The following is a 24200-nucleotide window of genomic DNA, read 5'->3' on the forward strand; positions in this document are numbered from 1 at the left end:
TTCAGCTCTGGTCCGAGTCAGCGGCTTTCCCGGCAGTGCTCGCGTTGTCCTCGGAGCCGGCCGATGCCGACTTGCTGGCGGCGCGCTTCTTTCCGGCCTTCTTCTTTCCGGTCTTGGCGGCTTTCTTCCGGGTCCCCTTCTTGCGCGTGGTCTTCTTGCCGGTCGGGGCCTTGTCTCCACGCTCCAGCATGGCGGCCACGCCCATGCCGCCGGCCGTGCAAATGGAAATCAGTCCACGCCCCGAGCCCGCCTGTTCCAGGGTATGAGCCAGGGTGGAGAGAATGCGCGCGCCGGTCGCGGCGAACGGGTGACCAATGGCCACTGAGCCGCCGTGGACGTTCATCCGGCTGGTGTCGATACTGCCCAGGGGCTTGTCCAGGCCCAGCCGTTGGCGACAGTAGCGTTCGGATTCCCAGGCTTTCAGCGTGCACAGGACCTGGGCTGCAAACGCTTCGTGGATTTCGTAGAAGTCGAAGTCCTGCAGTTTCAGTCCGGCCTGTTGAAGCATTTCGGCCACGGCGACCGTGGGCGCCATCAGCAGGCCTTCATCGCCGTTGACAAAGTCCACCGAGGCGGTCCGTCCCAGGGTCAGCCAGGCCGTGACCGGAAGATCGTTTTCCCTGGCCCATTCTTCAGAGGCCAGCAGCACGGCGGCTGCGCCGTCGGTCAGGGTGCTGGAGTTGCCGGCGGTCAGCGTGCCTTGCTTGGAACGGTCGAAAACCGGCTTGAGTCCGGACAGCTTGTTAAGCGAGGTGTCCGGGCGCACGATGTTGTCGCGCATGGCGCCGGCATGCGACTGCACCAGGGGGTCGAAGAATCCGGAATCCCAGGCTCTTGCTGCCTTCTGGTGGCTGTCGAGAGTGAGTTCATCCTGCTCCTTGCGGGTCACCTGCCACTCGCGGGCCATGCGTTCGCAGTGCTGGCCCATGGACAGTCCGGTGCGAGGTTCGGCATTGCGTGGCGGCTGGGGCGTCAGTTCGCCGGGCCGGAAGCCCTTGAACACCTTGAGGCGTTCTCCCAGGCTGCGTGCCTTCGACAGCTTGACCAGTCGTTGGGCAAAGCGGCGCTGAAAGACGATGGGAGCGTCCGAGGTGGTATCGGTGCCCCCGACGATGGCGCAGTCGATCTGCCCGGCGGCAATCTGTCCGCCTGCCATCAGGGCGGCCTGCAGACTGGTCCCGCAGGCCTGCTGCAGGGTAATGCCCGGGGTCAGCGGCGAAAGCGAGGTCGACATCACCGCTTCGCGCGCCAGGTTCCAGTCCTTGGAGTGGGTGGTCACGGCGCCGGCGACGACCTGGTCGACTCGCTTTCCTTCCAGTCCGAAGCGATCAACAACGCCTTGTATGGCGGCACTGAGCATGTCCAGGTTGGACTGCTCGGCATACAGGGTGTTCGAGCGGCAGAAGGGAATCCGGCTGCCGCCGATGATGGCGATCCTGCGCAGGCTGCTGTCGGTCATCAGGATGGCTCCTTGTTGGATTGCTCGCTGCTCCCGGCAGCGCGGGATTCGAGATAGTGCATGGGTCCGCCGCGGAAGGGGGCGAACCCGGTACCGAAGATCATGCCGGCATCCAGGAGTTCGGCCGATTCGACCACCTGGTCGTCAAGACAGGCGCGGCACTCGTCGAAATAGGGTTGCATCAGCTGTTCTGCCAGCTTGTCGAGATCGTGCCCCTGGGCCGCTGCCGAGTCACGTTCGGGCTTGCCTTTCTTCCACTGATAGAAACCTTCGCCGGACTTCTTGCCCAGCTTTCCGGCCTCGACCATTTCTTCGAGTACCTTTTGATCCTCTCCGGCCGACTCACCCATCAGGGTCTTGATGACCCCCAGGCCGACATCCAGGCCCACGGTATCGGCGAGCTCAACCGGCCCCATGGGCATGCCGAACTGCTCGGCGGCCTTGTCCAGCGCTTCCTTCGGCACCCCTTCGCGGTGCATTTTCATGGCATTGCGCATGTAGGGCGCAAGCACTCGATTGACCAGAAACCCTGGAGTGGAGGCCACCGGCAGGGCGTACTTGCCGATCTGGGTGGCGAAGCTGGAGCCGTCATTGACCCTCTCCTGGCTGGTGCCGGGGTCGTGCACGATCTCGACCAGCGGCATCTTGGCCACGGGATTGAAAAAGTGCAGGCCGATCAGGCGCGCCGGGTCGTCGAGCACATCGGACAACTCGCTCAAGGGTATGGCCGAGGTGTTGGTTGCCAGCAGTGCATGCTTGGGTGCCTTTCGATTGACCTCGGCAAACAGATCGCGCTTGGCGTCCCGGTCTTCGAAAATAGCCTCGATCACGACATCGGCTCGTGCCAGACCCTGGCCCTCGACATCGGCCAGCAGGCGGCTGCGGGCCGCGGCCACGGCGGTGGGTGTCTTAAGCTTGCGTTTGAACAGCTTGCCGGCGCGCTTGATGGCCGGCTCGATGTACTTCAACTCGCGATCCTGCAGGGTCACTTCCAGGCCACGCGAGGCGCACCAGGCGGCGATATCCCCGCCCATCACCCCGGCACCGATGACATGGACGCGTCGGGCACGGAAATCCGAGCGCTTGCCCTGGGCCTTGAGCGTTTCCATCAGGCGAAACACGCGCCGCAGGTTGCGCGAGGTGTCTCCGGCCAGTAACCGGGGTACCTTTTTGCCCTCGATGCGGATCATCTCCGATGCTGAATGGCCGGCAGCCTCGAAGGCATCGATCAGTTCATAGGGCGCCGGGTAGTGCTCCTTGCGTGCCTTGGCTGCGGTCTGCTTGCGCATCTGGCCGGCCAGGAAACGACGCACTGGAGTCCAGGTCGTGGCGCGTGCCAGCAGTCCCGGCCGGGCAGAACGCTTTTTCTTCAGCACTGCGGCGCGCGCGGCCCAGCGCAGGGAACCGTGGGGGCTGACGGTCTGGTCGATCAGACCCATGGCGCGGGCGGCGCGGGGCCGGAGCATGCGGCCGGTGAGCATGATCTGCATCGCCTTGAGTCCACCCATGGCGCGAATGCTGCGCCCGGAACCGCCAAAGCCGGGGTAGATGCCCAGATTGACTTCCGGGAAACCGACGCGGGTGTGGTCGGCGTCCAGCGCGATGCGCCAGTCAAAGCACAGGGACAGTTCCAGGCCACCGCCGAGGCAGTAGCCTTCGAAAGCCACCACGGTCGGGAAGGGCAGGTCTTCGATGCGCTTGAACAGTTCGTGGACACGGCGAACGTTGTCTTCGAGCTCCGAGACATTTTCCGTGGCGTCAAACTCGCGCACATCGGCGCCGACGATGAACGATTTCGGCTTGCCCGACATCAGCACCAGCCCCGTAGGGCGATCTGATTCCAGCCGGACGACGAGCTGATCGAGTTCGCTCAGAACCTCGGTTCCGAGGCTGTTGACCTTCTCGTCGCTGCGATCCAGGTAAAGCCAGGCGACGCCATCGATATCGGTTTCCAGGCGCCAGTGCTTGCAGGTATTGCCCTCGGAGACTTTGGCGGACATCCTCGATTCACTCCATTCCGGTGCGTATGGGTTTAGTGTACCTCGCCATTCATGGACGTGCCGGGCCATCCAGAATTCCGATGCCGAATTCCTCGAGCAGTTCAACCAGGGCAATCAGAGGGAGGCCGATCAATGCCGTTGGGTCCTGGTTGTCGATCGATTCGGCCAGCGCGATACCCAGCGATTCGCTCTTCATGGCACCGGCACAGTCCAGCGGACGATCGCGCTCGACATAGCTTTTGATCTGCTCTGCCGACAGGTTCTTGACCCGGACCCGCGTCGGTATGTTCCGAACTGCCTCCCGGACGCCCTGAATCACGGCCACCGAGGTATGAAATACAACTTCCCGACCGCTGCAGTCGCGCAGCTGGGCTGCGGCACGCTCGGGCGTTCCGGGCTTGCCGAGTTGCCGGCCCTCGCAGTCGGCGACCTGGTCCGAGCCGATGACGATAGCGTCGGGCTTGATGCGGCTGACGGCGCGAGCCTTGAGCAAGGCCAGACGCTGGGCCAATTCAGCACTGGATGCGGCGGTTTCGGCCGCCTCGTCGATATCGGGTGCAAGCACGCTGAAGGGCAGGCCCAGTCGTTCGAGCAGTTGGCGGCGGTAGGGTGACCCGGAAGCCAGTATCAGCTTCGATCGGGTCGGTTCGGGAGGTGGGTTGGCAGTGCGCTCTGGCATGCAATAGGAAGATTGTGGTGAGTTGTTTTGCAATGATATAATGCCCGGCTTATGTCGCGAGATTTCCCCGACTGGGTTCAGGCAGACAAGGCAGCGGCCGCCCGACGCGAGTTTTCCGGCACAGTGCCGCTGAAACGATTTCAGCGACTGGCCGGCATGATAGCTGATCCGGGCGAAGCCGAAGTGGCTTTCGAGCTGTCCTTTGGCCATGACGAACAGCGTCAGGTGCGGGTGGAAGTGCGGGTCACCGGTGAGGTGCCCCTGGTCTGCCAGCGTACGTTGCGGACGTTTGCCCATGCCCTCGACAGTCAGTCGGTGGTGGGCATTGTCGGCACTGATCGCGAAGCCGAGTCATTGCCGGAAGACTACGAACCGTTGCTGATCAGTGAAGGACGCGTTGAGCTGGCAGCGCTGATCGAAGAAGAGTTGATGCTCGGGCTGCCACTGGTGCCGGTTGATCCAGCCTCCAGTCGCATCGGCCAGGATGACGAGGCAGCAGCTGATACGCACCGGCCGTTTGCCGGTTTGGCGAAGCTGAAGAAGCATCGTGACCAGGATTGATTGTTTTACTTGATGGAGTGACTGAACATGGCTGTTCAAAAGAATCGCAAGACCCCTTCAAAGCGCGGCATGCGGCGTTCGCATGACAGTCTGCGCAACCCGACCCTGTCGGAAGACCCCACGACCGGCGAGATCCACCGCCGTCATCACGTGTCTGCCGAAGGCTTTTATCGTGGTCGTCAGGTCGTCGAGGTGGCGCCGGAAATCGACGACGAAGAGCTTGAGGAAGCCCAGGACTGACTCCTGGCGGTAGCTTTCGCTGCCCCTGCTCATGTCTGAAAACCGGGAGACCTGCATTGCCGTCGACGCCATGAGCGGAGACGGCGCTTGCCGTGTGACTGTTCCCGGGGCGCTGCGCGCCCTGCGCGCCGACCCGCGGCTGCGGCTGGTGCTGGTGGGTGAGCCGGATGCCATCACTAATACGCTCGGGGCCGCGGGTCGCGACTTGAGAGATCGTATAGAGGTGGAACCGGCCACATCGACGCTGCCCATGGAGGTGGGAGCGGCCAGGGCGCTGCGCAGTGGTCGGGGAAGCAGCATGCAGCATGCACTGGAGCTGGCCGTGTCCGGGCGTGCCCGGGCCGTGGTCAGCGGTGGCAACACCGGTGCCCTGATGGCGCTTTCCCGTCAAGCCATGGGTATGCTGCCGGGTATCGAGCGTCCCGCCCTGATGGCTGCCATTCCCGGTGTCGGGGAATCGGTTTGGATGCTGGATCTTGGCGCCAATGTCGGTGTCGATGCCCAGCGACTGCTCGAGTTTGCCCGGCTGGGCGGAATCGCGGTTCGCGTACTAAGCGGGCGGGAGCCGCGTGTCGGTCTGCTCAATATCGGCCATGAGCCCTCCAAGGGCCCTGACGTGCTGCGCGAAGCGGCTCGCCTCATGGAGGCCGAACACGACGTCAATTACTGCGGCTTCGTGGAAGCCGACGGCGTATTCAGTGGCGTGGTGGATCTGCTGGTATGTGACGGATTCGCCGGCAACGTCCTGCTGAAGTCGGCCGAGGGCATGGCACGTCTGATGTTTGCCCGGATGCGTCAATCACTGGGCAGGGGGCCGGCGGGCTGGCTGGCGGCCCGGCATCTCAAGGCGCTGCATGACAGGCTTGATCCTGCCGTGCATAATGGAGCCCCGCTGCTGGGTGTGCAGGGCACGGTGATCAAGAGTCACGGCAGTGCCTGCGAGCGTGGTTTTGAAGCAGCCATCGCCCTGGCGGCCCTGGAGGCGCGGCGTGATCTTGTCTCCCGGCTGGAGCAGCAGCTCTGGGCGAGCTATTAGTTGCCGCGAGCAACATAAACGTACTGGTTGAACGGACTGTTTAGGGAGTGGACTACGGCATGTACGCCCGCATCATCGGAACCGGCAGGTATCTTCCCGAGAAGGTCCTGACCAATGCCGATCTCGAGAAGATGGTCGATACCAACGACCAGTGGATCCGGGAACGCACGGGCATTGCCCAGCGTCACGTGGCGGCCGAAGGGCAGACAACCTGTGACCTGGCCGAGAACGCGGCGCGACAGGCCATGGAAATGGCCGAAGTGTCGCCTGACGAGATCGATCTGCTGTTGGTCGGCACAACCACTCCGGACGTGGTCTTTCCATCAACTGCCTGCCTGCTTCAGCACCGCCTGGGGCTCGGTGAATGCGGTGCTTTCGATGTCAACGCGGCCTGCTCCGGATTCATCTACGCGCTGTCGGTGGCCGATCAGTACATCCGCAACGGCAATGCCGGCAAGGTGCTCGTGGTGGGTGCCGAGACCCTGACCCGCATGATCGACTGGAACGATCGGGCCACCTGTGTGCTGTTTGGCGATGGTGCCGGTGCAGCAGTGCTGACGGCAGACAGTGAGCCAGGCATCATGTCGACTCATATCCACGCCAATGGCGGTTACAGCGATCTGCTCAAGGTCGATGTAGGGGTTTCACGCGGATTCCGTGCCGAAGAGCGGGGCGGGCTGGCTGTTTCGATGCGGGGCAATGAGGTATTCAAGGTGGCGGTCAATACGCTGGGGCGGATCGTTGATGAGACGCTCGCGGCCAATCAGCTGGAGAAGGAGGATCTGGACTGGCTGATTCCCCATCAGGCCAACCTGCGAATCATCAAGGCCACGGCGCGCAAGCTGCGCATGTCGATGGACCAGGTGGTGGTCACCGTGGATCAGCATGGCAACACCTCGGCGGCGTCGGTGCCAATGGCCCTGGACGTGGCCGTGCGCAGCGGTCGCATCCAGCGCGGCGACAAGCTATTGCTGGAAGCCTTCGGTGGCGGTTTCACCTGGGGCGCGGCGCTGATCGCCTACTAAGCGCCGGTCACCCGATTTTCATTCACTCGCGAACCAGCATATATACGGGGAGCATGCATGTCGGATTTCGCTTTCATCTTTCCCGGTCAGGGTTCCCAGTCGGTGGGAATGCTGGCCGAGCTTGCCGAACGGCATACCATCATCAGGGAGACATTCGACCAGGCCGGCGGGGTGCTGGGCCTGGATCTCTGGCAGCTCGTCAGCCAGGGCCCCAAGGAGGAACTGGATCGAACCGAGCTGACCCAGCCGGCCATTCTGGCCGCCTCCGTGGGCATGTGGCGACTGTGGAATGCCCTTGAGGGCCCGCGGCCGTCGCGCCTGGCCGGGCACAGCCTGGGCGAATACTCCGCGCTGGTCGCTGCCGAGGCGCTGGATTTCGAGCAGGCCGTGTCGATTGTTTCGGAGCGCGGTCGTCAGATGCAGGCAGCCGTACCCGACGGTCAGGGTGCAATGGCCGCCATTCTGGGCCTGGATGACGATGTGGTCGAGGCGATCTGCCGTGAAGTCGCCGAGGGCCAGGTCGTGGCACCAGCCAACTATAATTCTCCTGGCCAGATCGTGATTGCGGGCGATTCGGCCGCGGTCGAGCGGGCGATGCACAAGTGCGGCTCTGCCGGCGCTCGGCGTGCAGTGACACTGCCGGTCAGCGTCCCGTCGCATAGCAGCCTGATGCAGCCGGCAGCCGAGGCCATGAATCGTCTGCTTGGCGAGATCGACATTCAATCACCGGTCATTCCGGTGGTGCACAACTGTGATGTGAGCGAGCATGCCGCACCCGACGAGATCCGCCAGGCACTGGTTTCGCAGTTGTGCAAACCTGTACGCTGGACCGAATCCATGCGGACAATGACTGGCGCCGGCATCATGAAACTGGCAGAATGCGGCCCCGGTCGCGTGCTGTGCGGGCTGGGTCGTCGCATTGAGCGGGGTGCCGAGTGGCTGGCACTGGAGCAGCCCGGGGCGATCGAGGAGACCATCGAGCAATGGAGGGAGCAGGACGCATGACGCCAGAGGCGATGAGCAGAATTGAAGGTCGGGTGGCCCTGGTCACGGGTGCCAGCCGTGGTATCGGCCAGGCTACGGCTGACTGGCTGAGAGAGATGGGCGCCGAGGTGTTCGGCACCGCCACCAGTGAATCAGGTGCCGCGGCCATCAGCGAGCGGCTGGGTGCCGGACGTGGCTTGGCGCTCAATGTGACCGATGCCGACAGCATCAACGAAACCATCTCTCATATCGCCAGCGAGGCCGGCGCTGTCACCATCCTGGTCAACAACGCGGCGATCACGCGCGACCAGTTGCTCATGCGCCTCAAGGACGATGATTGGGATGCCGTCATCGACACCAATCTGCGTGGCGTGATGCGCACGACCCGCGCCTGCCTGCGGGGCATGCTCAAGGCCCGCTTCGGGCGTATCGTCAACATTTCGTCGGTGGTGGGCTACAGCGGCAATCCCGGACAGTCGAACTACGCTGCCGCCAAGGCTGGTGTGGCCGGCTTTACCCGCTCCGTGGCACACGAAGTGGGCAGTCGCGGCATTACGGCCAACGTGGTCGCTCCCGGTTTCATCGATACCGACATGACCCGGGCGCTGGACGAATCACAGCGAGAGAAGCTGCAGGGCGGCATACCGCTGGGCCGCCTGGGTACGGCCGCCGATGTGGCCGCCTGTGTCGGGTTTCTGGCCAGCGAGGCCAGCGGCTATATCAGTGGCCAGACGCTGCATGTCAATGGCGGCATGTACATGACCTGATCTATCAAGAGTCTTTGACAACCGACTGATATAAAGACAATAAATTGTTTTGGACCACCGGGGTAGGAATGGATGTCGGTGGTCAACTCAACTGGCAGTGAACTCGAATGTTCACTACAATGTGCCCGCTTCGGGCAACCCTTGTTCAAATGAGGAAACCACCAATGAGCAGCATTGAAGAACGAGTCAAGAAAATCGTAATCGAACAGCTGGGCGTCAAGGAAGACGAAGTGACCCCCAGTGCTTCTTTTGTCGACGATCTGGGTGCCGACTCCCTGGATACCGTGGAGCTGGTCATGGCCCTGGAAGAGGAATTCGAATGCGAGATTCCCGATGAAGAGGCCGAAAAGATCACCAGTGTTCAGCAGGCGATCGACTACATCAAGGCCAACGTCGACAAGTAAGTCTGATGAACCAGGTCTGTTTGAAGGGGCTTTTCGACCAAGGAGTCGGCCATGCAGGGTGATCGTCGGATTGTCATCACCGGAATGGGATGCATCTCGCCGGTAGGCAATGATGTTCGCTCGGCATGGGATGCCGTCGTTCATGGTCGCAGCGGCATCGGGCCGCTGCAGGCTTTCGATCCCGAACGCTTCCCGGCACGAATCGCCGGGGAGATTCGTGATTTCGACGTGAGCGACTACCTGAACCCCAAGGAATCTCGCAAGTCCGATCCCTTCATCCACTACGGCATGGCCGCGGCCATACAGGCCATTGGCGATGCCGGGCTGGAAGAGCATCCGGATAATGCTGAGCGCTATGGTCTGGCCATCGGCGCCGGCATCGGTGGCATTTCAACCATCGAGCAGACCTATCAGAGCTTTCTTGACAACGGTCCGCGGCGGATTTCGCCGTTTTTCGTTCCCGGCGTGATCATCAACATGATCTCGGGCAACATCTCGATCCGTTATGGCTACAAAGGACCAAACATCTCCATCGTGACCGCCTGTACGACGGCCACGCACAATATCGGGGATGCGGCGCGGATGATTGCCTATGGTGATGCCGATGTAATGATTGCCGGGGGCGCCGAGTATGCAACCACCCCCACGGCCTATGGCGGTTTCACGGCGGCCAGGGCGTTGTCGACACGCAATGACGAGCCAAGCCGGGCCAGCCGGCCCTGGGATGCCAATCGCGATGGTTTCGTACTCAGCAACGGGGCCGGGGTTGTTGTGCTTGAAGACCTCGAGCATGCGCGCAAGCGCGGCGCACAGATCTACGCCGAAGTGGCCGGTTACGGCATGAGCGGCGATGCGTTCCACATCACGTCTCCTCCCAAAGGCGGAGAAGGTGCGGCACGCTGCATGGTCAGCGCCATGCGTGATGCCGGCGTTGATCCGCAGTCGGTCGATTACATCAATGCGCATGGCACGTCCACGCCAGCCGGCGATGTGGCCGAATGCGATGCCGTGCGTACGGCTTTTGCAGACCACGCCGGTGAAGTGATGATGAGTTCGACCAAGTCCATGACCGGGCACCTGCTGGGCGCGGCCGGCGGCATCGAGGCCATCTTCACCGCACTGGCGCTGCGCGATGGCGTGGTTCCTCCCACCATCAACCTGGACCAGCCCGACGAGGCCTGTGCCGGTATTGACCTGGTGCCCCATGAAGCCCGTGAAAAGCCGATTCGAGTTGCCCTGAGCAATTCCTTCGGATTTGGGGGCACCAACGGCACCCTTGCGCTCAAGCGATTCGAATGACTGGCATCACCTGCGGCAGCCGGTCCATCCGCTGCCGTGACCTGGCAAGAGTCCCGTGAGCCGGGCGGTCAGAAAGCTTCGCCTGCCATCCGACACCTCTCTGCTTGCGCTTCATCATCGCTGGCCGGATCGCTGGCCGTTTCTGCTGGCCAGTTCGGCCCGGGCCGGTGCACTGGGGCGCTGGTCGATGCTGTTGCGCGCCAATGCCGAAACCCTGACACTTTGGCCGGATGAGCGTGGACTGCAGGGGCCGGGTGAGGGTGACCGGTTTCTGGAGCGTCTGAATTCCTGGTCTGAGCGCTATCCGGGCGAAGGAATCGACGGCCTCCCGTTCTGCGGTGGCTGGTTCGTTTACCTCGGCTACGAGCTGGCCGGCGAGATCGAGCCCGGCCTGGCCCTTCCTCCTGCCGGTGACGGCCTGCCCGTTGCACTGGCCCGACGTTGCCCGGCCGCGCTGCTGAAGGATCATCTGCGCGACGAGACCTGGCTGGTTGCCGAGGACGCCGAGTCGCTGGAAGCGGCCCGCGCCGACGTGGCGACTGCTCCGCGATCCATCAATCAACTGCCGGTGCCGGATTTGCGAGTGACGGCCGATGCCGGCGAACGCTTCACCGAAGGTGTACGGCGAATCCGGGAGTGGATCCTGGATGGCGATGTGTTTCAGGTCAACCTGTCCCGTGCCTGGCAGGGTCAGAGCGATCACCCGATCGATCCGTTGGCCCTGTACCAGGCGCTGGCCCAGGCCAATCCGGCGCCTTTTGCCGCGCTGGCACGCCTGCCTGGCGGCACCGTGCTCAGTTCTTCACCGGAACGCCTGGTCGAGGTGCGCGACGGGCAGGTGCAGACCCGGCCGATCGCCGGCACCCGGCCGCGCGGCACATCGGCCGGACTGGATGAATCACTGTCGCGCGAACTGGTCTCTCATCCCAAGGAGCGGGCCGAGCACATCATGCTCATTGACCTGGAACGCAATGACCTGGGGCGCGTCTGTCGCCCGGGCAGCGTCGAGGTCGATGAACTCATGGTGATCGAGAGTTATGCTCATGTGCACCATATCGTGTCCAATGTCAGGGGCGAGCTGAGCCCGGGCCTGGGTGCTGCCGATGCCATTGCCGCGGTCTTTCCCGGAGGAACGATCACCGGCTGTCCCAAGGTGCGCTGCATGGAGATCATCTCCGAGCTCGAACAGCGCGGTCGCAGCTTCTACACGGGTTCGTTGGGGTATCTTGGCCGCGATGGCAGTCTCGATCTCAACATCCTGATTCGATCCATGCATGTCAACGGACAGTCCCTTTCGTTTCGCACCGGTGCCGGCATCGTGGCCGACTCCGACCCCGAAGCCGAGCTGGCCGAGACGGTGGCCAAGGCCAAGGGATTGCTGCGGGCGCTTGGTCATGACTGAGATGTTGATAGACGGCCGCGTCGAATCGGCGATTCCGGCCGATGACCGGGGGCTGCTCTACGGCGATGCCCTGTTCGAAACCGTGGCGTTTCGAAGCGGCGAAGCTCCTCTGTGGCGCTGGCACTGGCAACGGCTGATTCATGGCTGCGAGCGTATCGGACTGGTGCCGCCGGCGGAATCACTCGTCCATGACGAATGCCTGCAACTGGCCGGTCGCTCACGCTGTGTCATTCGTCTCACCCTGACCCGGGGCAGTGGCGGGCAGGCTTACGTGCCGCCCGAGCCTCCGCATTGCCGGCGGATCGTGCATCGGCGCGAGTGGCCCGAAGTCATCGCTGATCAGCAACGCGATGGAGTCAGCGTGATAACCAGCTCGATTCGGCTGGCTACCGGCTCTGCGTTGGCCGGTCTCAAGCATTGCAATCGCCTCGAACAGGTGCTTGCCGCCCGAGAGCGGAAGCGCCTGGGTGTGGACGAGGCACTGATGTACGATGCTGACCAGCGGCTGGTCGAAGCGATTGCCGCAAATGTGATTGCGGTTGGCGCAGACGAGGTGCTGACCCCGAAAACCACCCGTGCCGGGGTGAGCGGCGTGGGTCTGAGCTGGTTGCAGTCGCAGCCGGACATCGAGATCAAGGTGGCTGATCTTGACAGTGCTGACCTGGCCCGGGCCACGGAATTGGTGGTGGTAAACTCGATTGCCGGAATCCGGCCGGTTGTGAAGATCGACAGTCGGCCAATGGCGATCGGCCCGCGTTGCCGCGAATGGCAGCGCTTGTGGATGGAACGGCTCAAGCTTTGATGAGAATTCTTCAACTGATCCTGGTGCTGCTTCTTGCCGGTGCTCTTTCAGCGGGGCTTTGGCTGGTGCATGACTGGCAACGATTTCAAAACCAGCCACTTAATCCCGAGGGGGATATGGTGCTCTGGCTGGCTCCGGGGACCAGTTATGGCGCCATGGTGCGTCAGCTTGAGTCACTGAAAGTGGCCCGTCATGACTGGCGCTGGCGCCTTTACGGGCGCCTGAAAGCACCGCAGCTCAAGGCCGGCGAGTACTTGATCGAGCCGGGCACGACCGTTGCCGGCCTGATCGAGCAGATTGAGCGCGGCGAGGTGCGCAGCCATCGCCTGACCATTGTCGAGGGCTGGACGTTCGAGCAGATGCGCGAAAGGCTGTATGCCGATCCGAGGATACGAGTGACCACGCGGGGCGTCGATGAGTCGGCCCTGATGGAAAGGCTGGGCTGTTCAGGCTGCTACGCCGAGGGTCGGTTTCTGCCCGAAACCTATTTCTTTGTTCGTGGCACCACCGACCTGGAACTCATGGCCAGGGCGCACAGGGACATGAACCGGGTCCTGTCAGAAGTCTGGTCGGGCCGGGCGCTGGACCTGCCACTGGACGAACCCGACGAGTTGCTGGTGCTGGCATCGATCATCGAGCGGGAAACCGGCCAGGCCAGTGAACGGGCCCGCGTGGCCGGCGTATTCGTGCGCCGGCTCGAGACCGGCATGCGCCTGCAGACCGACCCGACTGTGGTCTACGGGCTGGGCGATGATTTCGATGGCCGTATCCGGCGCGTGCATCTGCGCACTGACCACCCCTGGAACACCTACACCCGGCATGGCCTGCCACCCACGCCGATTGCGCTGCCGGGACGAGCTGCGCTGGAAGCGGCCGCTCATCCCGCAGACGGCACTTCGCTGTACTTCGTTTCACGGGGTGATGGCACCCACCAGTTTTCCGATACGCTGGCCGAGCACAATGCCGCGGTCGATCGCTACATCCGGGGCAGACGCTGATGAGTGGTTTTTTTCTGACCCTGGAAGGCGGCGAAGGCGCGGGCAAGACCACGGCACTGACAGTCATCAGCGAGTGGCTGGAATCTCGGGGCCGGCCCTTCCTGCTGACGCGCGAACCGGGTGGCACTCAGCCAGGAGAGCGGATTCGCGAGTTGCTGCTGGACCCCGATACCGGCGGCCTGGCGCCCATGACGGAACTGATGCTGATGTTTGCCGCGCGCAACGAGCACATGGCGCGCGTGATCCGTCCGGGGCTGGCTGCCGGCAAGGTGGTGGTCAGCGACCGCTTCACCGATGCCAGCATGGCCTACCAGGGCGCTGGCCGTGGCCTGGGGCGGGCCCCGGTGGAGGCCTTGTCCAAGCTCGTCCATCCCGATCGTCTGCCCGATCTGACCTTGCTGCTGGATGTGCCGGTCGAGCAGGGCCTGGCCAGAATCCGGGGGCGCTCGGGTGGTCCCGATCGATTCGAGCAAAGTGAATCATCGTTCATGGAGCGTGTTCGAAGTGCCTATCTGGAGCAGGCGCAACTGGAACCGGAGCGCTTTGTCGTGATTGATGCCGCGCGGCCATTGCAGGAGGTCAGTGACCGGATTCGTGCCGCATTGCAGGAGCGACTGGCATGAATCTGCCCTGGCTGGATGAACACAAGCAGTCGCTGGATCGGCGTCTGAACAACAACCACCTCGGCCACGCACCTTTGATCCAGGGGCCCAGGGGTGTGGGCAAGCGGGCGCTGGCACATTGGCTCACGGCCCGGATTCTGTGTCTTGAGCCGACAGATGGCAGCCCCTGCGGGCGTTGTCGTTCGTGTGAGTTGCTGGATCACGGAGCTCACCCGGATTACTTTCCCGTGGCCGTGCCCGAGGACAAACAGGTCATCCCGGTTGACCTGGTTCGCGACCTGATCGGGAAGATGCAGTTGACGCCGGCCATCAGCAGAGCCCGGGTCGGCCTGTTCGTGGATGCCGATGCCATGAACCGGAATGCGGCCAATGCGCTGCTCAAGACCCTGGAGGAACCGCCGGCCGGCGCCTGGTTGATCCTGTGCAGCGACCAGCCGGCCAGTCTGCCTGCCACCGTTCGCAGTCGTTGCCAGCGCCTGGTGCTCAGGCCGCCTCCCGGCCAGCAAGCCGATCAATGGTTGTCTGAAAGCTGCCCCGACACCGATGGCCAACGTCGGGCCGCCGCACTTGCACTGGCCGGTGGCGCACCCCTGGTCGCCCGTGATCTGCTCGAGAAAGAAGAGCTGGAGCGTGGCTTCGGTATCCTCGAGCAGTTGCTGTCGCCCGAACTCGGCGCACGCTCCGCCGAGTGGCTGCAGCACTGGCAGGTCGATGCTGCCAGCACCTGGCAATGGATCGCGCGCTGGCTGGTCGTGCTGATGAAACAGGGTGGCGGGGCAGGGGATGACCTGTTCATTCCCGAACGCCAGCAGTTGCCACGCGACCTGCCACCAAGGCAACTGGCCCGTCTGTGGGAGCGGGCACTGGAGGGTCGTCGCGCCGCCCGGAGCGGGGCGCTGCGACAGGATCTCGCCCTGGGCCAATGGCTGCTAGAATGGCAGTCGATGATCGGAAACGGGAACCAGCGCTGATGGCACAGAAGGGCATACTTTCCTACAACGTGAAAGACAAGCAGGAGCTCTATGCTGCCTACATGCCGTTTCTGATCAACGGCGGCCTGTTCGTGCCCACGCGCAAGAAATTCAACCTGGGCGATGAAGTCCTGATTCTGCTGGGGCTGATGGGCGAGGAGCGTATCGCCATTCCTGGCAAGGTCGCCTGGCTGACGCCGCCGGGCAGCCAGCATGGCATTCACAGTGGTGTCGGCGTGCAGTTCTCGGATTCGGCCGAAGGAAAGCAGGCGCAAAGCACTATCGTTTCCCTTCTGGCCGGCATGCTTGAGGGCGATCGTCCCACTCGTACCCTCTGATCGACCGGCGGATGCACCGCCGGGACGGCTGAATCTCCGCAATGCACCGGGCCGTGATCCATGTCGACATGGACGCCTTCTTTGCCAGCGTCGAGCAGCGCGATTACCCGGAGCTGCGTGGCCGCGCGGTGATGGTCGGCGGCAGCGGCCGGCGTGGCGTGGTTGCCGCGGCCAGCTACGAAGCCCGCCAGTTCGGGGTTCGCTCGGCCATGCCGGCTGCCAGGGCCCGTCGTCTCTGCCCGGACGGGGTGTTCGTCAAGCCGCACTTTGAGCGTTATCGAGCAGTCTCTTCCGGCATCTTTTCGGTGTTTCGTCAGTGGACATCACAGGTCGAGGGATTGAGCCTGGATGAAGCCTTTCTCGACGTGAGTGCAGCGGTGGCCGGCGGGCGCAGCATAGAGTCGATCGGCCTGGCAATCAAGACTGTCATTGCCGAACGCTTCGGGCTGACCGCGTCGGTGGGCATGGCCCACAACAAGCTGATTGCCAAGATCGCCTCGGATTACGACAAGCCCGACGGACTGGTCTACATCCGGCCCGAGCACGTACATCGCTACCTTGACCCACTGCCCGTGCAGCGGCTGTGGGGTATCGGGCCGCGCAGTGCCGCGCGGCTCAACGATGCCGGTATCTACACCGTTGGGCAACTGCGCCAGACCGGCGCGGATGTACTGCAGCAGCTCTTCGGAGCGCAGGGCGGGGAGTTGAAGCTGCGCGCTGCCGGCATGGACGAGCGCCGGGTGCAGCCGGAGCGCGAACGACGCTCGGTCAGCCAGGAAACGACCCTGCGTCAGGATCTAAGGCAGGCGGCGGATATCGAACATTTGATCGCCCGGCTGTCAGGACAGGTGGCCGAACGGCTGCGCAACAAGGGGCTATATGGGAAGACCGTCACCATCAAGCTGCGCTCGGGTGGCTTTTCCACGGTCACGCGCAGTGAGTCGCTGGAAGGATATACGCGCTGCGAGGCAGTCATCGCGGGCAGTGCCTGCGGCCTTTTCCGACGCTGGGCGGACTGGCGCCGATCATTTGCGCTGCGCCTGGTTGGCGTCGGGGTGTCCGGCTTGACCGAACACCCCGACGAAACCGAAAGGCTGGACTGAGTCAGTCCTCCGAGCTTTGCGGCTCGCCGTGCTGATCACGGAGTTCGCGCCGCAGAATTTTTCCGACATTGGTCTTGGGCAGCTCGTCGACAAATTCCACGTACTTGGGCACCTTGTAGCCGGTCAGTTCCCCGCGGCAGTACTCTCTGAGCTCCTTGACCGTCAGCGAGTCGTCCTTGCGCACGACCACGACCTTGACGACCTCGCCGGATTTCTCGTCGGGTGCGCCGATGGCACCGACCTCGAGCACCTTGGGATGTGCGGCGACCACGTCTTCAATCTCGTTGGGATAGACGTTAAAGCCCGAGACGAGAATCATGTCCTTCTTGCGGTCGACAATGTAGAAGTAGCCTTTCTCGTCCATCTTGGCCATGTCGCCGGTGCGCAGCCAGCCCTCGTCGTCGAGCACCTTGGCGGTTTCCTCCGGTCGGTTCCAGTAGCCCTTCATCACCTGCGGGCCCTTGACGCACAACTCGCCGGTTTCGTCGACCGGCAGCGGCTTGCCTTCGCTGTCGATAACGCGACACTCGGTTGATGAAATGGGCAGCCCGATGGCACCGTTGTAGTCCTGCAGGTTCATCGGGTTGATGCAGGCAGCCGGCGAGGTTTCGGTCAGTCCATAGGCTTCGATCAGCGGGGTACCGGTGGCTTTCTTCCAGCGTTCGGCCACGGCGCGTTGCACGGCCATGCCCCCGCCCAGCGTCATGCGCAGGTTCGAAAAGTCCAGATTCTCGAACCCGGGAGTATTGAGCAGGCCGTTGAACAGCGTGTTGACGCCCGTGATCGCGGTAAAGGGATGTTTGCCCAGTTCCTTGACGAAGCCGGGCATGTCGCGCGGGTTGGTGATCAGCACGTTGGTGCCACCGAACTTCATGAACACCAGGCAGTTGGCCGTCAGTGCGAAGATGTGATAGAGGGGCAGGGCGGTGACGATGATCTCCTCGCCAACCGAGATGTTGTCACCCAGCCAGGCGGAAGCCTGCTGCATGTTGGCCACCATGTTGCCATGCGTGAGCATGGCGCCCTTGGACACACCGGTCGTTCCGCCGGTGTACTGCAGGAAGGCCAGATCGTCATGGTTGAGAGACACCGGTTCGAACTGGCGTGATGTACCTTGCGAGAGCACGGACTGAAATGACATTGCATCGGGCAGGCTGTAGGAAGGCACCATCTTCTTGATGTGCCTGAGCACGAAATTCATGATCATGCCCTTGGGAAACCCGACCATGTCGCCCATGGAGGTCAGGATGACATGCTCGACTTCCGTGTCGTCGATGACCGCTTCGAGCACACTGGCGAAGTTCTCCATGATGACGATCGCCCGGGCCCCGGAATCGTTGAGCTGGTGCTTGAGTTCCCGAGCGGTGTAGAGCGGGTTGGTATTGACCACGACCAAGCCGGCTCGCAATGCGCCAAACAGGGCAATCGGGTACTGCAGGACGTTGGGCATCATGATCGCGATGCGGTCGCCCTTTTCCAGCCCCATCTCCTGCATGCGCGCGGCAAAGGCGGCGCTGTGCCGGTCGATTTCACCATAAGTCAGACCGGCACCAAAATTGATGTAGGCGGTCTTGTCGCTGTACTCCGAACAGCTCTTGTTGATGACGTCGACGACCGAGTCGAACTCGCTCATGTCGATTTCGGTCGGAACGCCGGGTGCGTACTCGTCAAGCCATGGCTTGTCGGTCATGTCTGTCATACCCCATTTTTTTCTATGAGTCCTGACCCTGAAGCTTGGCACAGCTTCGGCCCTGAGACAAGCATCAGCGCTGGCCGTGAGGGGGGGGCTGTCCGTGGCCCTGCCGAAGGTCGAACAGGCAGAACGGTGAGTAAATTTGCCCGTTCACGCATTCGCGTTTATCATCCGTTGAAGTTCAGTGAGACTGCGGCATGGGCGAGCAGAACGTAGAGCAGACCTCCGACGAACAGACGCGACGAGCGTTCATGAAGGCACTGCTCGACGAAGTGCGAGCGCTGGAGGACATGCTTCAGGCCGGGATGATCGAGTCCGGCATTCGCCGGATCGGCGCCGAACAGGAAATGTTCCTGGTCGATGGGGCCAGCCGTCCGGCCATGACGGCCATGCAGTTGCTCGAGCGGATTGACGACCCCCGCTTTACTCATGAGCTCGGACTTTTCAACCTGGAGGCCAATCTTTCGCCACTGGAGCTGGGCGGCGACTGCCTGAGTCAGCTTGAGCGCGAGGCCGACGAGGTGTATCGGATGGCCAGGGAGAAGGCCGGCGAAGTCGACAGCCGGGTGGCCCTGGTAGGCATTCTGCCGACCCTGACCCTCGAGCACCTGAACCTCGAGGCGATGGTTCCCACCGCCCGCTATTTTGCCCTCAACGAGGCCCTGCTGAGGCTGCGCGGCAGCAATTTTCGCTTTTCCATCAAGGGCATCGATCAGCTTCACTTCAACCACGACAATCTCATGCTGGAGGCCTGCAATACCAGCTTCCAGGTCCATTTTCAGGTCGGCGCCGACGAGTTTGCGCCGCTCTACAACATTGCCCAGGCGGTTACCGGGCCGTTGCTGGCCAGTTGCGTCAATTCTCCGATCCTGCTGGGGAAGCGCCTGTGGCACGAAAGCCGGATTGCCGTATTCGAGCATTCCATCGACGCTCGCTCGGAAGCTCATGCGGCGCGTGGTCACAAGCCGCGTGTTCACTTTGGTGATCAGTGGATCGATCAGTCGGTCATCGAGATCTTTCAGGAAGACATTGCGCGCTTCCGCGTCGTGCTCACCACCGAATTCGAGGATGATCCCATCGGCATGGTGCGGCGCAACGAGGTACCTAGGCTGCGTGCCCTGTGCCTGCACAACGGTACCGTCTATCGCTGGAATCGCGCCTGCTACGGCATTTCCGACAACGGTAAGCCGCATCTGCGCATCGAGAACCGGGTCATACCCTCCGGGCCGACGGTGCTTGACGAAGTGGCCAATGCCGCCTTTTTCTTCGGCATGATGTCCGGTCTGTCGCGCTCGGGCGAGGATATCCGCGACAAACTGGCATTCTCTGACGTCAAAAGCAATTTCCTGGCCGCCGCCCGGGAGGGTTTGAAGGCCCAGCAGGTGTGGTTTGACGAGCGTCAGATGACCGCCCAGCAACTGATCGTCGAGGAACTGCTTCCGCTGGCCCACGAAGGACTGACCGATGCCGGCATCGACAGCCAGGATGTCGAACGTTATCTGGGGGTCATACAGCAACGCGTGGAGAGTCGCATGACCGGCGCGCGCTGGCAACTCGAGTCGCTTGAGCGCATGGGCGAAAAAGGCAGCCACCACGAGCGGCTGAGGGCGCTGACCAGCAGCATGATCGAGCAGTCCGAGCGCGGCAAGCCCATCGCCGAGTGGGAACTGGCCGATTGGTGCGGCACCCAGGACTGGCGTGACAGCTACCGAACGGTTGGACAGTTCATGGCTACCGACCTGTTCACAGTGCGCCCGGACGATATCGTTGATTTTGCCGCCAGCCTCATGGAGTGGCGGCATGTTCGCCATGTGCCGGTGGAAGACGATGCCGGGCAGCTACTGGGTCTGGTTTCGCACAGACAATTGCTGCGCCTGGTCGCAAGAGGCGGACGGGGTGAGGATGCAGTCACCGTCCGTGACATCATGCGTTCCGATCCGGTAACGGTGTCTCCCGACACCACCACGGTGGACGCCATTCGTCTGATGCGCGAGAGGCGGCTCAGCTGTCTGCCGGTCGCCGAGGCCGGCAAGTTGGTAGGCCTGGTCACCGAGTACGACCTGCTGGTGGTTGCCGGCCGGTTGCTGGAAACCTACCTGGAAACCGGTCGGTGAGGATACTGCACCCGTCGCTGCGATGGCCGATCATGGTCGCGACCATTGCCTTGCTGTCAGCCTGCTCAACTCCCGGCGCCGATGAAGATCAGATCGCGGCCACACTTCAAGAGATGGCAGCGGCCCTGGCTGACGGCGATGTGCGTGGTGTGATTGCCCCCGTCGCCGAGGACTTCACGGGCATTTCCGGGGATTTCGACCGGCGCTCGGCCCGCCTGCTCCTGATGCGTGAGCAGCAGGCAAGGGAACAACTCAATGCCAGGTTGTTCGATGTCGATGTGTCACTGCGTGGCGAGGGAAGGGCAGTGGCCAGTTTCCAGGTGGTGTTGACCGGTGGCAGTGGTCTGATCCCGGAAACCGGGCGCTGGTACCGGGTGGAGAGCGGGTGGCGTCGTGACGGGGGTGAATGGATGCTGGTGTCGGCCGAGTGGGAAGCGGTGGCGGGCCGTCAGTAAACGGCCCGCCCCGGGATTTCATCAGACCACGTAGACAAAGATAAACAGTCCGAGCCAGACCACGTCGACGAAGTGCCAGTACCAGGCAGCGGCTTCGAAGCCGAAGTGGTTCGCCTTCGTAAAGTGACCTGCCGCACAGCGAATCGTGATGACGATCAGCATGATGGCGCCGATGATGACGTGCAGTCCGTGGAAGCCGGTCAGCATAAAGAAGGTTGAGCCGTAAATGCCGGAACCCAGCGTCAGGCCCAGATCGCGGTAGGCATGAATGTACTCGTAGCCCTGAATGGTCAGGAAGATGAGACCCAGCACGACCGTGGCCACCATCCAGAACAGCAGGGCGGTACGGCGAGCCTTCTTCAGGGCCCAGTGCGCCAGCGTCAGCGTCACGCCCGAGGTGAGCAGAATCAGCGTGTTGATCAGCGGCAGGCCGAAACCGGGAATGGTCTGGAAGTCGCCACCGAGCTCGGCGGGACCATGGGTTGGCCAGGTTGCATCGTACTGGGGCCACAGGAATTGGTTGGTCATTGCTCCGGTGCCATCTCCACCCAGCCAGGGTACGGCGAACATCCGGGCATAGAACAGCGCACCGAAGAAGGCGGCAAAGAACATGACCTCGGAGAAAATGAACCAGATCATGCCCTGGCGGAAAGAGCGGCTGACGGCATCGTTGTACAGGCCACCTTCCGATTCACGAATGACTTCGGCAAACCAGCCGAACATCATGTAGATGATGGTTGCGCCACCCAGCGCAAACAGCCATGGGCCGGTGGGTCCACCATTCAGCCAGTTGGCCGAACCGATGGCGAAAATGAACATCCCGACCGATCCGACGAGCGGCCATTTGGTGGAATGAGGTACGTAGTAAGCGCCTTGTGCCATTGATGACTCCCTGATCAGTCCGCAGCGGCAAGTACTGCGGTGGCTTCTTCATTGTGATAGATGATATACGACAGCGTGACCATGTCGACCCGGTCTGGCAGGTTGGGGTCGACAATGAAACGCACGGGCATGTCCTGAGACTCACCTGCTCGCAGCAATTGCTCGGTAAAGCAGAAACACTCGGTCTTGTTGAAATACAACGATGCCTGACCGGGTGCAACGGACGGTACGGCCTGTGCGACGACCGGCTGATCCGACTGGTTGCGGGCATAGTAGGTCGTTTCGTAGAGCTTGCCCGGGTGGACCTCCATCATGACTTCGGTGGGTCGGAACTCCCAAGGCAGTGACGAGTTGACGTTGGAGTCGAAATGCACCAGCACCGTGCGCGAGTAATCAATCTCGCTGCTCAGCGTCTCCTCGACCACGGCATCGCCGGTACGCCCGCCCAGCCCGGTGACTTCGCAAAACTTGTCATAAAGCGGCACCAGCAGGTAGCCGAAACCGAACATCACCACAGCCAGGCCGGCCAGTTTTCCGACCAGCAGGGGCAGGGACTGCTTGCGTTTGTCGATCGTCTTGTCAGTCATTGCGTGTAATAGCTCCAGATGCCCTGTCCGACGAAGAACAGATAAATCAGCACCACCACCGTAAACAGCGCGACGGCGGTGCGGATGATCGACTTGCGACGATGTCGCCGTCGATCATCCGGTTCTTGATCGTCATTCCCGGTCATTATCCACTCAGCTCAGGTTGTCCTGGTGGACGGCCACGCTGTCATCGACCTTCGGCGGCTCGTCGAAGGTGTGCAGGGGCGCGGGGGAGGGCACGGTCCACTCCAGTCCACGCGCACCTTCCCACACCTGGGCGGTGGCCGGCGCGCCGCCGCGAGCACACTTCCAGACGATGTAGGCGAACAGCAGCTGGGCAAAGCCGAAGGCAAAGCCGCCGATCGAAGAGATCATGTTGAACTCGGTGAACTGGACGGCATAGTCAGGAATGCGTCGCGGCATGCCGGCAAGGCCCAGGTAGTGCTGCGGGAAGAACAGTACGTTGACCGAAATGGTCGACCACCAGAAGTGAATCTTGCCCAGTTTCTCGTCATACATGTGGCCGGTCCATTTTGGCAGCCAGTAGTAGACCCCGGCCATGATGGCAAACACGGCGCCGGTGACCAGCACGTAGTGGAAGTGGGCGACCACGAAGTAGGAATCGTGGTACTGGTAGTCGGCCGGCACGATGGCCAGCATCAGCCCGGACAGCCCGCCAATGGTAAACATCACCAGGAAGCCCAGCGCAAACAGCATGGGCGTTTCGAAAGTCATCGAACCGCGCCACATTGTCGATATCCAGTTGAAAATCTTCACGCCGGTGGGTACGGCAATGACCATGGTGGCGTACATGAAGAACAGCTGCGCGCCCAGCGGCATGCCCACCGTGAACATGTGGTGGGCCCAGACGATGAACGACAGGAACGCGATGGTCGCGGTGGCGTAGACCATGGCGGTATATCCGAACAGCCGCTTGCGCGAGAAGGTCGGAATGATCTCGGAGATGATCCCGAAGGCCGGCAGAATCAGGATATAGACTTCCGGGTGTCCGAAGAACCAGAAGATGTGCTGGTAGAGCACCGGATCACCGCCGCCGGCGGCATTGAAGAAGCTGGTGCCGAAGAAACGATCGGTCAGCAGCATGGTGACCGCGCCAGCCAGCACCGGCATGACGGCGATGATCAGGAATGCGGTGATCAGCCAGGTCCAGACGAACAGCGGCATGCGCAGCAGGGTCATGCCGGGTGCGCGCATGTTCAGGATGGTGGCGATCACGTTGATGGCGCCCATGATCGACGAAATGCCGAGCAGGTGGATCGACAGCACGACAAAGGCCAGCGAATTGCCACCCTGCAGCGACAGCGGCGGGTAGAGCGTCCACCCCGACGACGGGCCGCCCGACGGCATGAACAGAGTCGAGAGCAGAATGGCGAAGGCAAACGGCAGGATCCAGAATGACCAGTTGTTCATCCGTGGAAGTGCCATGTCGGGGCCACCGATCATCAGCGGAATCATCCAGTTGGCCAGGCCCACGAATGCGGGCATGACCGCACCGAAGATCATCACCAGCGCATGCATGGTGGTCATCTGGTTGAAGAATTCCGGATTGACCAGCTGCAGCCCCGGAGCGAACAGCTCGGCGCGAATCACCAGCGCCATGGCGCCGCCGACCAGGAACATGATCAGCGAAAACACCAGGTAAAGGGTGCCGATCTCCTTGTGATTGGTTGTAAACAGCCACCGGGCCAGCCCGGTGGGGTGCTCATGATGTTCGTCGTGATGCGCAGTAGTAGCGTTGCTCATGATGATCCGTTCCT

General features: G+C 62.4%; 25 protein-coding genes. 17 read left to right on the forward strand and 8 right to left on the reverse strand.

What is annotated here, in order from left to right; all coding sequences use genetic code 11:
* Nucleotide 1: 1 nt before the first annotated feature.
* Genes IC757_RS07800 through IC757_RS07810 form a run of 3 tightly spaced genes read right to left on the reverse strand, consistent with a single transcriptional unit; the run spans nt 2 to nt 4138 of the window.
* On the reverse strand, nt 2-1459 hold the full coding sequence (locus tag IC757_RS07800) for an acetyl-CoA C-acetyltransferase (RefSeq protein ID WP_190976759.1): 1458 nt from the start codon (nt 1457-1459) through the stop codon (nt 2-4).
* Nucleotides 1459-3459 (reverse strand): 3-hydroxyacyl-CoA dehydrogenase NAD-binding domain-containing protein, encoded by a 2001-nt coding sequence (locus IC757_RS07805; RefSeq protein WP_190976760.1) that lies wholly within the window; start codon nt 3457-3459, stop codon nt 1459-1461. The genes IC757_RS07800 and IC757_RS07805 overlap by 1 nt, the downstream gene beginning before the upstream one ends.
* A 49-nt stretch (nt 3460-3508) precedes the next feature.
* A complete protein-coding gene (locus tag IC757_RS07810; RefSeq protein ID WP_190976761.1) occupies nt 3509-4138 on the reverse strand; it encodes a Maf family protein in 630 nt (209 codons plus the stop codon).
* Nucleotides 4139-4189: 51 nt separating this feature from the next.
* Here IC757_RS07810 and IC757_RS07815 point away from each other — a divergent pair, with 51 nt between their 5' ends.
* From IC757_RS07815 to dinB, 15 genes are all read left to right on the forward strand, one after another.
* Nucleotides 4190-4699 (forward strand): YceD family protein, encoded by a 510-nt coding sequence (locus tag IC757_RS07815; RefSeq protein ID WP_190976762.1) that lies wholly within the window; start codon nt 4190-4192, stop codon nt 4697-4699.
* 27 nt (nt 4700-4726) lie between these two features.
* The gene (rpmF, locus tag IC757_RS07820) at nt 4727-4939 is read left to right on the forward strand and encodes a 50S ribosomal protein L32 (RefSeq protein ID WP_190976763.1); all 213 of its coding nucleotides are present in this window, start codon (nt 4727-4729) and stop codon (nt 4937-4939) included.
* 31 nt (nt 4940-4970) lie between these two features.
* Complete coding sequence (plsX, locus tag IC757_RS07825; protein ID WP_190976764.1) at nt 4971-5975, forward strand: phosphate acyltransferase PlsX; 1005 nt, start codon at nt 4971-4973, stop codon at nt 5973-5975.
* A 59-nt stretch (nt 5976-6034) separates the two neighbouring features.
* A complete protein-coding gene (locus tag IC757_RS07830; RefSeq protein ID WP_190976765.1) occupies nt 6035-7000 on the forward strand; it encodes a beta-ketoacyl-ACP synthase III in 966 nt (321 codons plus the stop codon).
* Between the two features lie 57 nt (nt 7001-7057).
* On the forward strand, nt 7058-8005 hold the full coding sequence (gene fabD / locus IC757_RS07835; RefSeq protein ID WP_190976766.1) for an ACP S-malonyltransferase: 948 nt from the start codon (nt 7058-7060) through the stop codon (nt 8003-8005).
* Between the two features lie 11 nt (nt 8006-8016).
* Nucleotides 8017-8751 (forward strand): 3-oxoacyl-ACP reductase FabG, encoded by a 735-nt coding sequence (gene fabG / locus IC757_RS07840; protein WP_190976767.1) that lies wholly within the window; start codon nt 8017-8019, stop codon nt 8749-8751.
* Nucleotides 8752-8915: 164 nt separating this feature from the next.
* On the forward strand, nt 8916-9155 hold the full coding sequence (gene acpP, locus IC757_RS07845) for an acyl carrier protein (RefSeq protein WP_190976768.1): 240 nt from the start codon (nt 8916-8918) through the stop codon (nt 9153-9155).
* A gap of 51 nt (nt 9156-9206) precedes the next feature.
* Nucleotides 9207-10454: a beta-ketoacyl-ACP synthase II gene (gene fabF / locus IC757_RS07850; protein ID WP_190976769.1), complete on the forward strand. Its 1248-nt coding sequence runs from the start codon at nt 9207-9209 to the stop codon at nt 10452-10454.
* Nucleotides 10455-10509: 55 nt separating this feature from the next.
* Nucleotides 10510-11856: an aminodeoxychorismate synthase component I gene (locus IC757_RS07855; RefSeq protein WP_190976770.1), complete on the forward strand. Its 1347-nt coding sequence runs from the start codon at nt 10510-10512 to the stop codon at nt 11854-11856.
* Complete coding sequence (gene pabC, locus IC757_RS07860; protein ID WP_190976771.1) at nt 11849-12658, forward strand: aminodeoxychorismate lyase; 810 nt, start codon at nt 11849-11851, stop codon at nt 12656-12658. The genes IC757_RS07855 and pabC overlap by 8 nt, the downstream gene beginning before the upstream one ends.
* Nucleotides 12658-13656: an endolytic transglycosylase MltG gene (mltG, locus tag IC757_RS07865; RefSeq protein WP_223846307.1), complete on the forward strand. Its 999-nt coding sequence runs from the start codon at nt 12658-12660 to the stop codon at nt 13654-13656. Before pabC ends, mltG begins: the two co-directional genes overlap by 1 nt.
* Nucleotides 13656-14279 carry a dTMP kinase gene (gene tmk / locus IC757_RS07870; RefSeq protein ID WP_190976773.1) on the forward strand — a complete coding sequence of 208 codons (624 nt, stop codon included), beginning with the start codon at nt 13656-13658 and terminating at the stop codon, nt 14277-14279. Before mltG ends, tmk begins: the two co-directional genes overlap by 1 nt.
* Nucleotides 14276-15250, forward strand: coding sequence for a DNA polymerase III subunit delta' (holB, locus tag IC757_RS07875; RefSeq protein WP_190976774.1), 975 nt, complete (start codon nt 14276-14278; stop codon nt 15248-15250). Before tmk ends, holB begins: the two co-directional genes overlap by 4 nt.
* The gene (locus IC757_RS07880) at nt 15250-15588 is read left to right on the forward strand and encodes a PilZ domain-containing protein (protein ID WP_223846308.1); all 339 of its coding nucleotides are present in this window, start codon (nt 15250-15252) and stop codon (nt 15586-15588) included. Before holB ends, IC757_RS07880 begins: the two co-directional genes overlap by 1 nt.
* 41 nt (nt 15589-15629) lie before the next feature.
* A complete protein-coding gene (dinB, locus tag IC757_RS07885; protein ID WP_190976776.1) occupies nt 15630-16691 on the forward strand; it encodes a DNA polymerase IV in 1062 nt (353 codons plus the stop codon).
* A 1-nt stretch (nt 16692) separates the two neighbouring features.
* On the opposite strand, the gene fadD is transcribed toward dinB, so the two are convergent.
* Entirely contained in the window at nt 16693-18381 is a 1689-nt protein-coding gene (gene fadD, locus IC757_RS07890; RefSeq protein WP_223846309.1) for a long-chain-fatty-acid--CoA ligase FadD, read from the reverse strand.
* A gap of 200 nt (nt 18382-18581) precedes the next feature.
* Here fadD and IC757_RS07895 point away from each other — a divergent pair, with 200 nt between their 5' ends.
* The gene (locus tag IC757_RS07895) at nt 18582-20498 is read left to right on the forward strand and encodes a CBS domain-containing protein (protein ID WP_190976778.1); all 1917 of its coding nucleotides are present in this window, start codon (nt 18582-18584) and stop codon (nt 20496-20498) included.
* Nucleotides 20495-20953, forward strand: coding sequence for a hypothetical protein (locus IC757_RS07900; protein ID WP_190976779.1), 459 nt, complete (start codon nt 20495-20497; stop codon nt 20951-20953). Before IC757_RS07895 ends, IC757_RS07900 begins: the two co-directional genes overlap by 4 nt.
* 21 nt (nt 20954-20974) lie before the next feature.
* Here the strand turns inward: IC757_RS07900 and IC757_RS07905 are convergent, their stop codons facing one another.
* Genes IC757_RS07905 through ctaD form a run of 4 tightly spaced genes read right to left on the reverse strand, consistent with a single transcriptional unit; the run spans nt 20975 to nt 24186 of the window.
* Nucleotides 20975-21835 carry a cytochrome c oxidase subunit 3 gene (locus tag IC757_RS07905; protein ID WP_190976780.1) on the reverse strand — a complete coding sequence of 287 codons (861 nt, stop codon included), beginning with the start codon at nt 21833-21835 and terminating at the stop codon, nt 20975-20977.
* A 14-nt stretch (nt 21836-21849) separates the two neighbouring features.
* Nucleotides 21850-22422, reverse strand: coding sequence for a cytochrome c oxidase assembly protein (locus IC757_RS07910; RefSeq protein ID WP_190976781.1), 573 nt, complete (start codon nt 22420-22422; stop codon nt 21850-21852).
* Nucleotides 22419-22568 carry a hypothetical protein gene (locus tag IC757_RS07915; protein WP_190976782.1) on the reverse strand — a complete coding sequence of 50 codons (150 nt, stop codon included), beginning with the start codon at nt 22566-22568 and terminating at the stop codon, nt 22419-22421. Before IC757_RS07915 ends, IC757_RS07910 begins: the two co-directional genes overlap by 4 nt.
* Before the next feature lie 7 nt (nt 22569-22575).
* A complete protein-coding gene (gene ctaD / locus IC757_RS07920) occupies nt 22576-24186 on the reverse strand; it encodes a cytochrome c oxidase subunit I (RefSeq protein ID WP_190976783.1) in 1611 nt (536 codons plus the stop codon).
* Nucleotides 24187-24200: the final 14 nt, after the last annotated feature.

This window comes from Wenzhouxiangella sp. AB-CW3 (assembly GCF_014725735.1).
Classification (GTDB): Bacteria; Pseudomonadota; Gammaproteobacteria; order Xanthomonadales; family Wenzhouxiangellaceae; genus Wenzhouxiangella.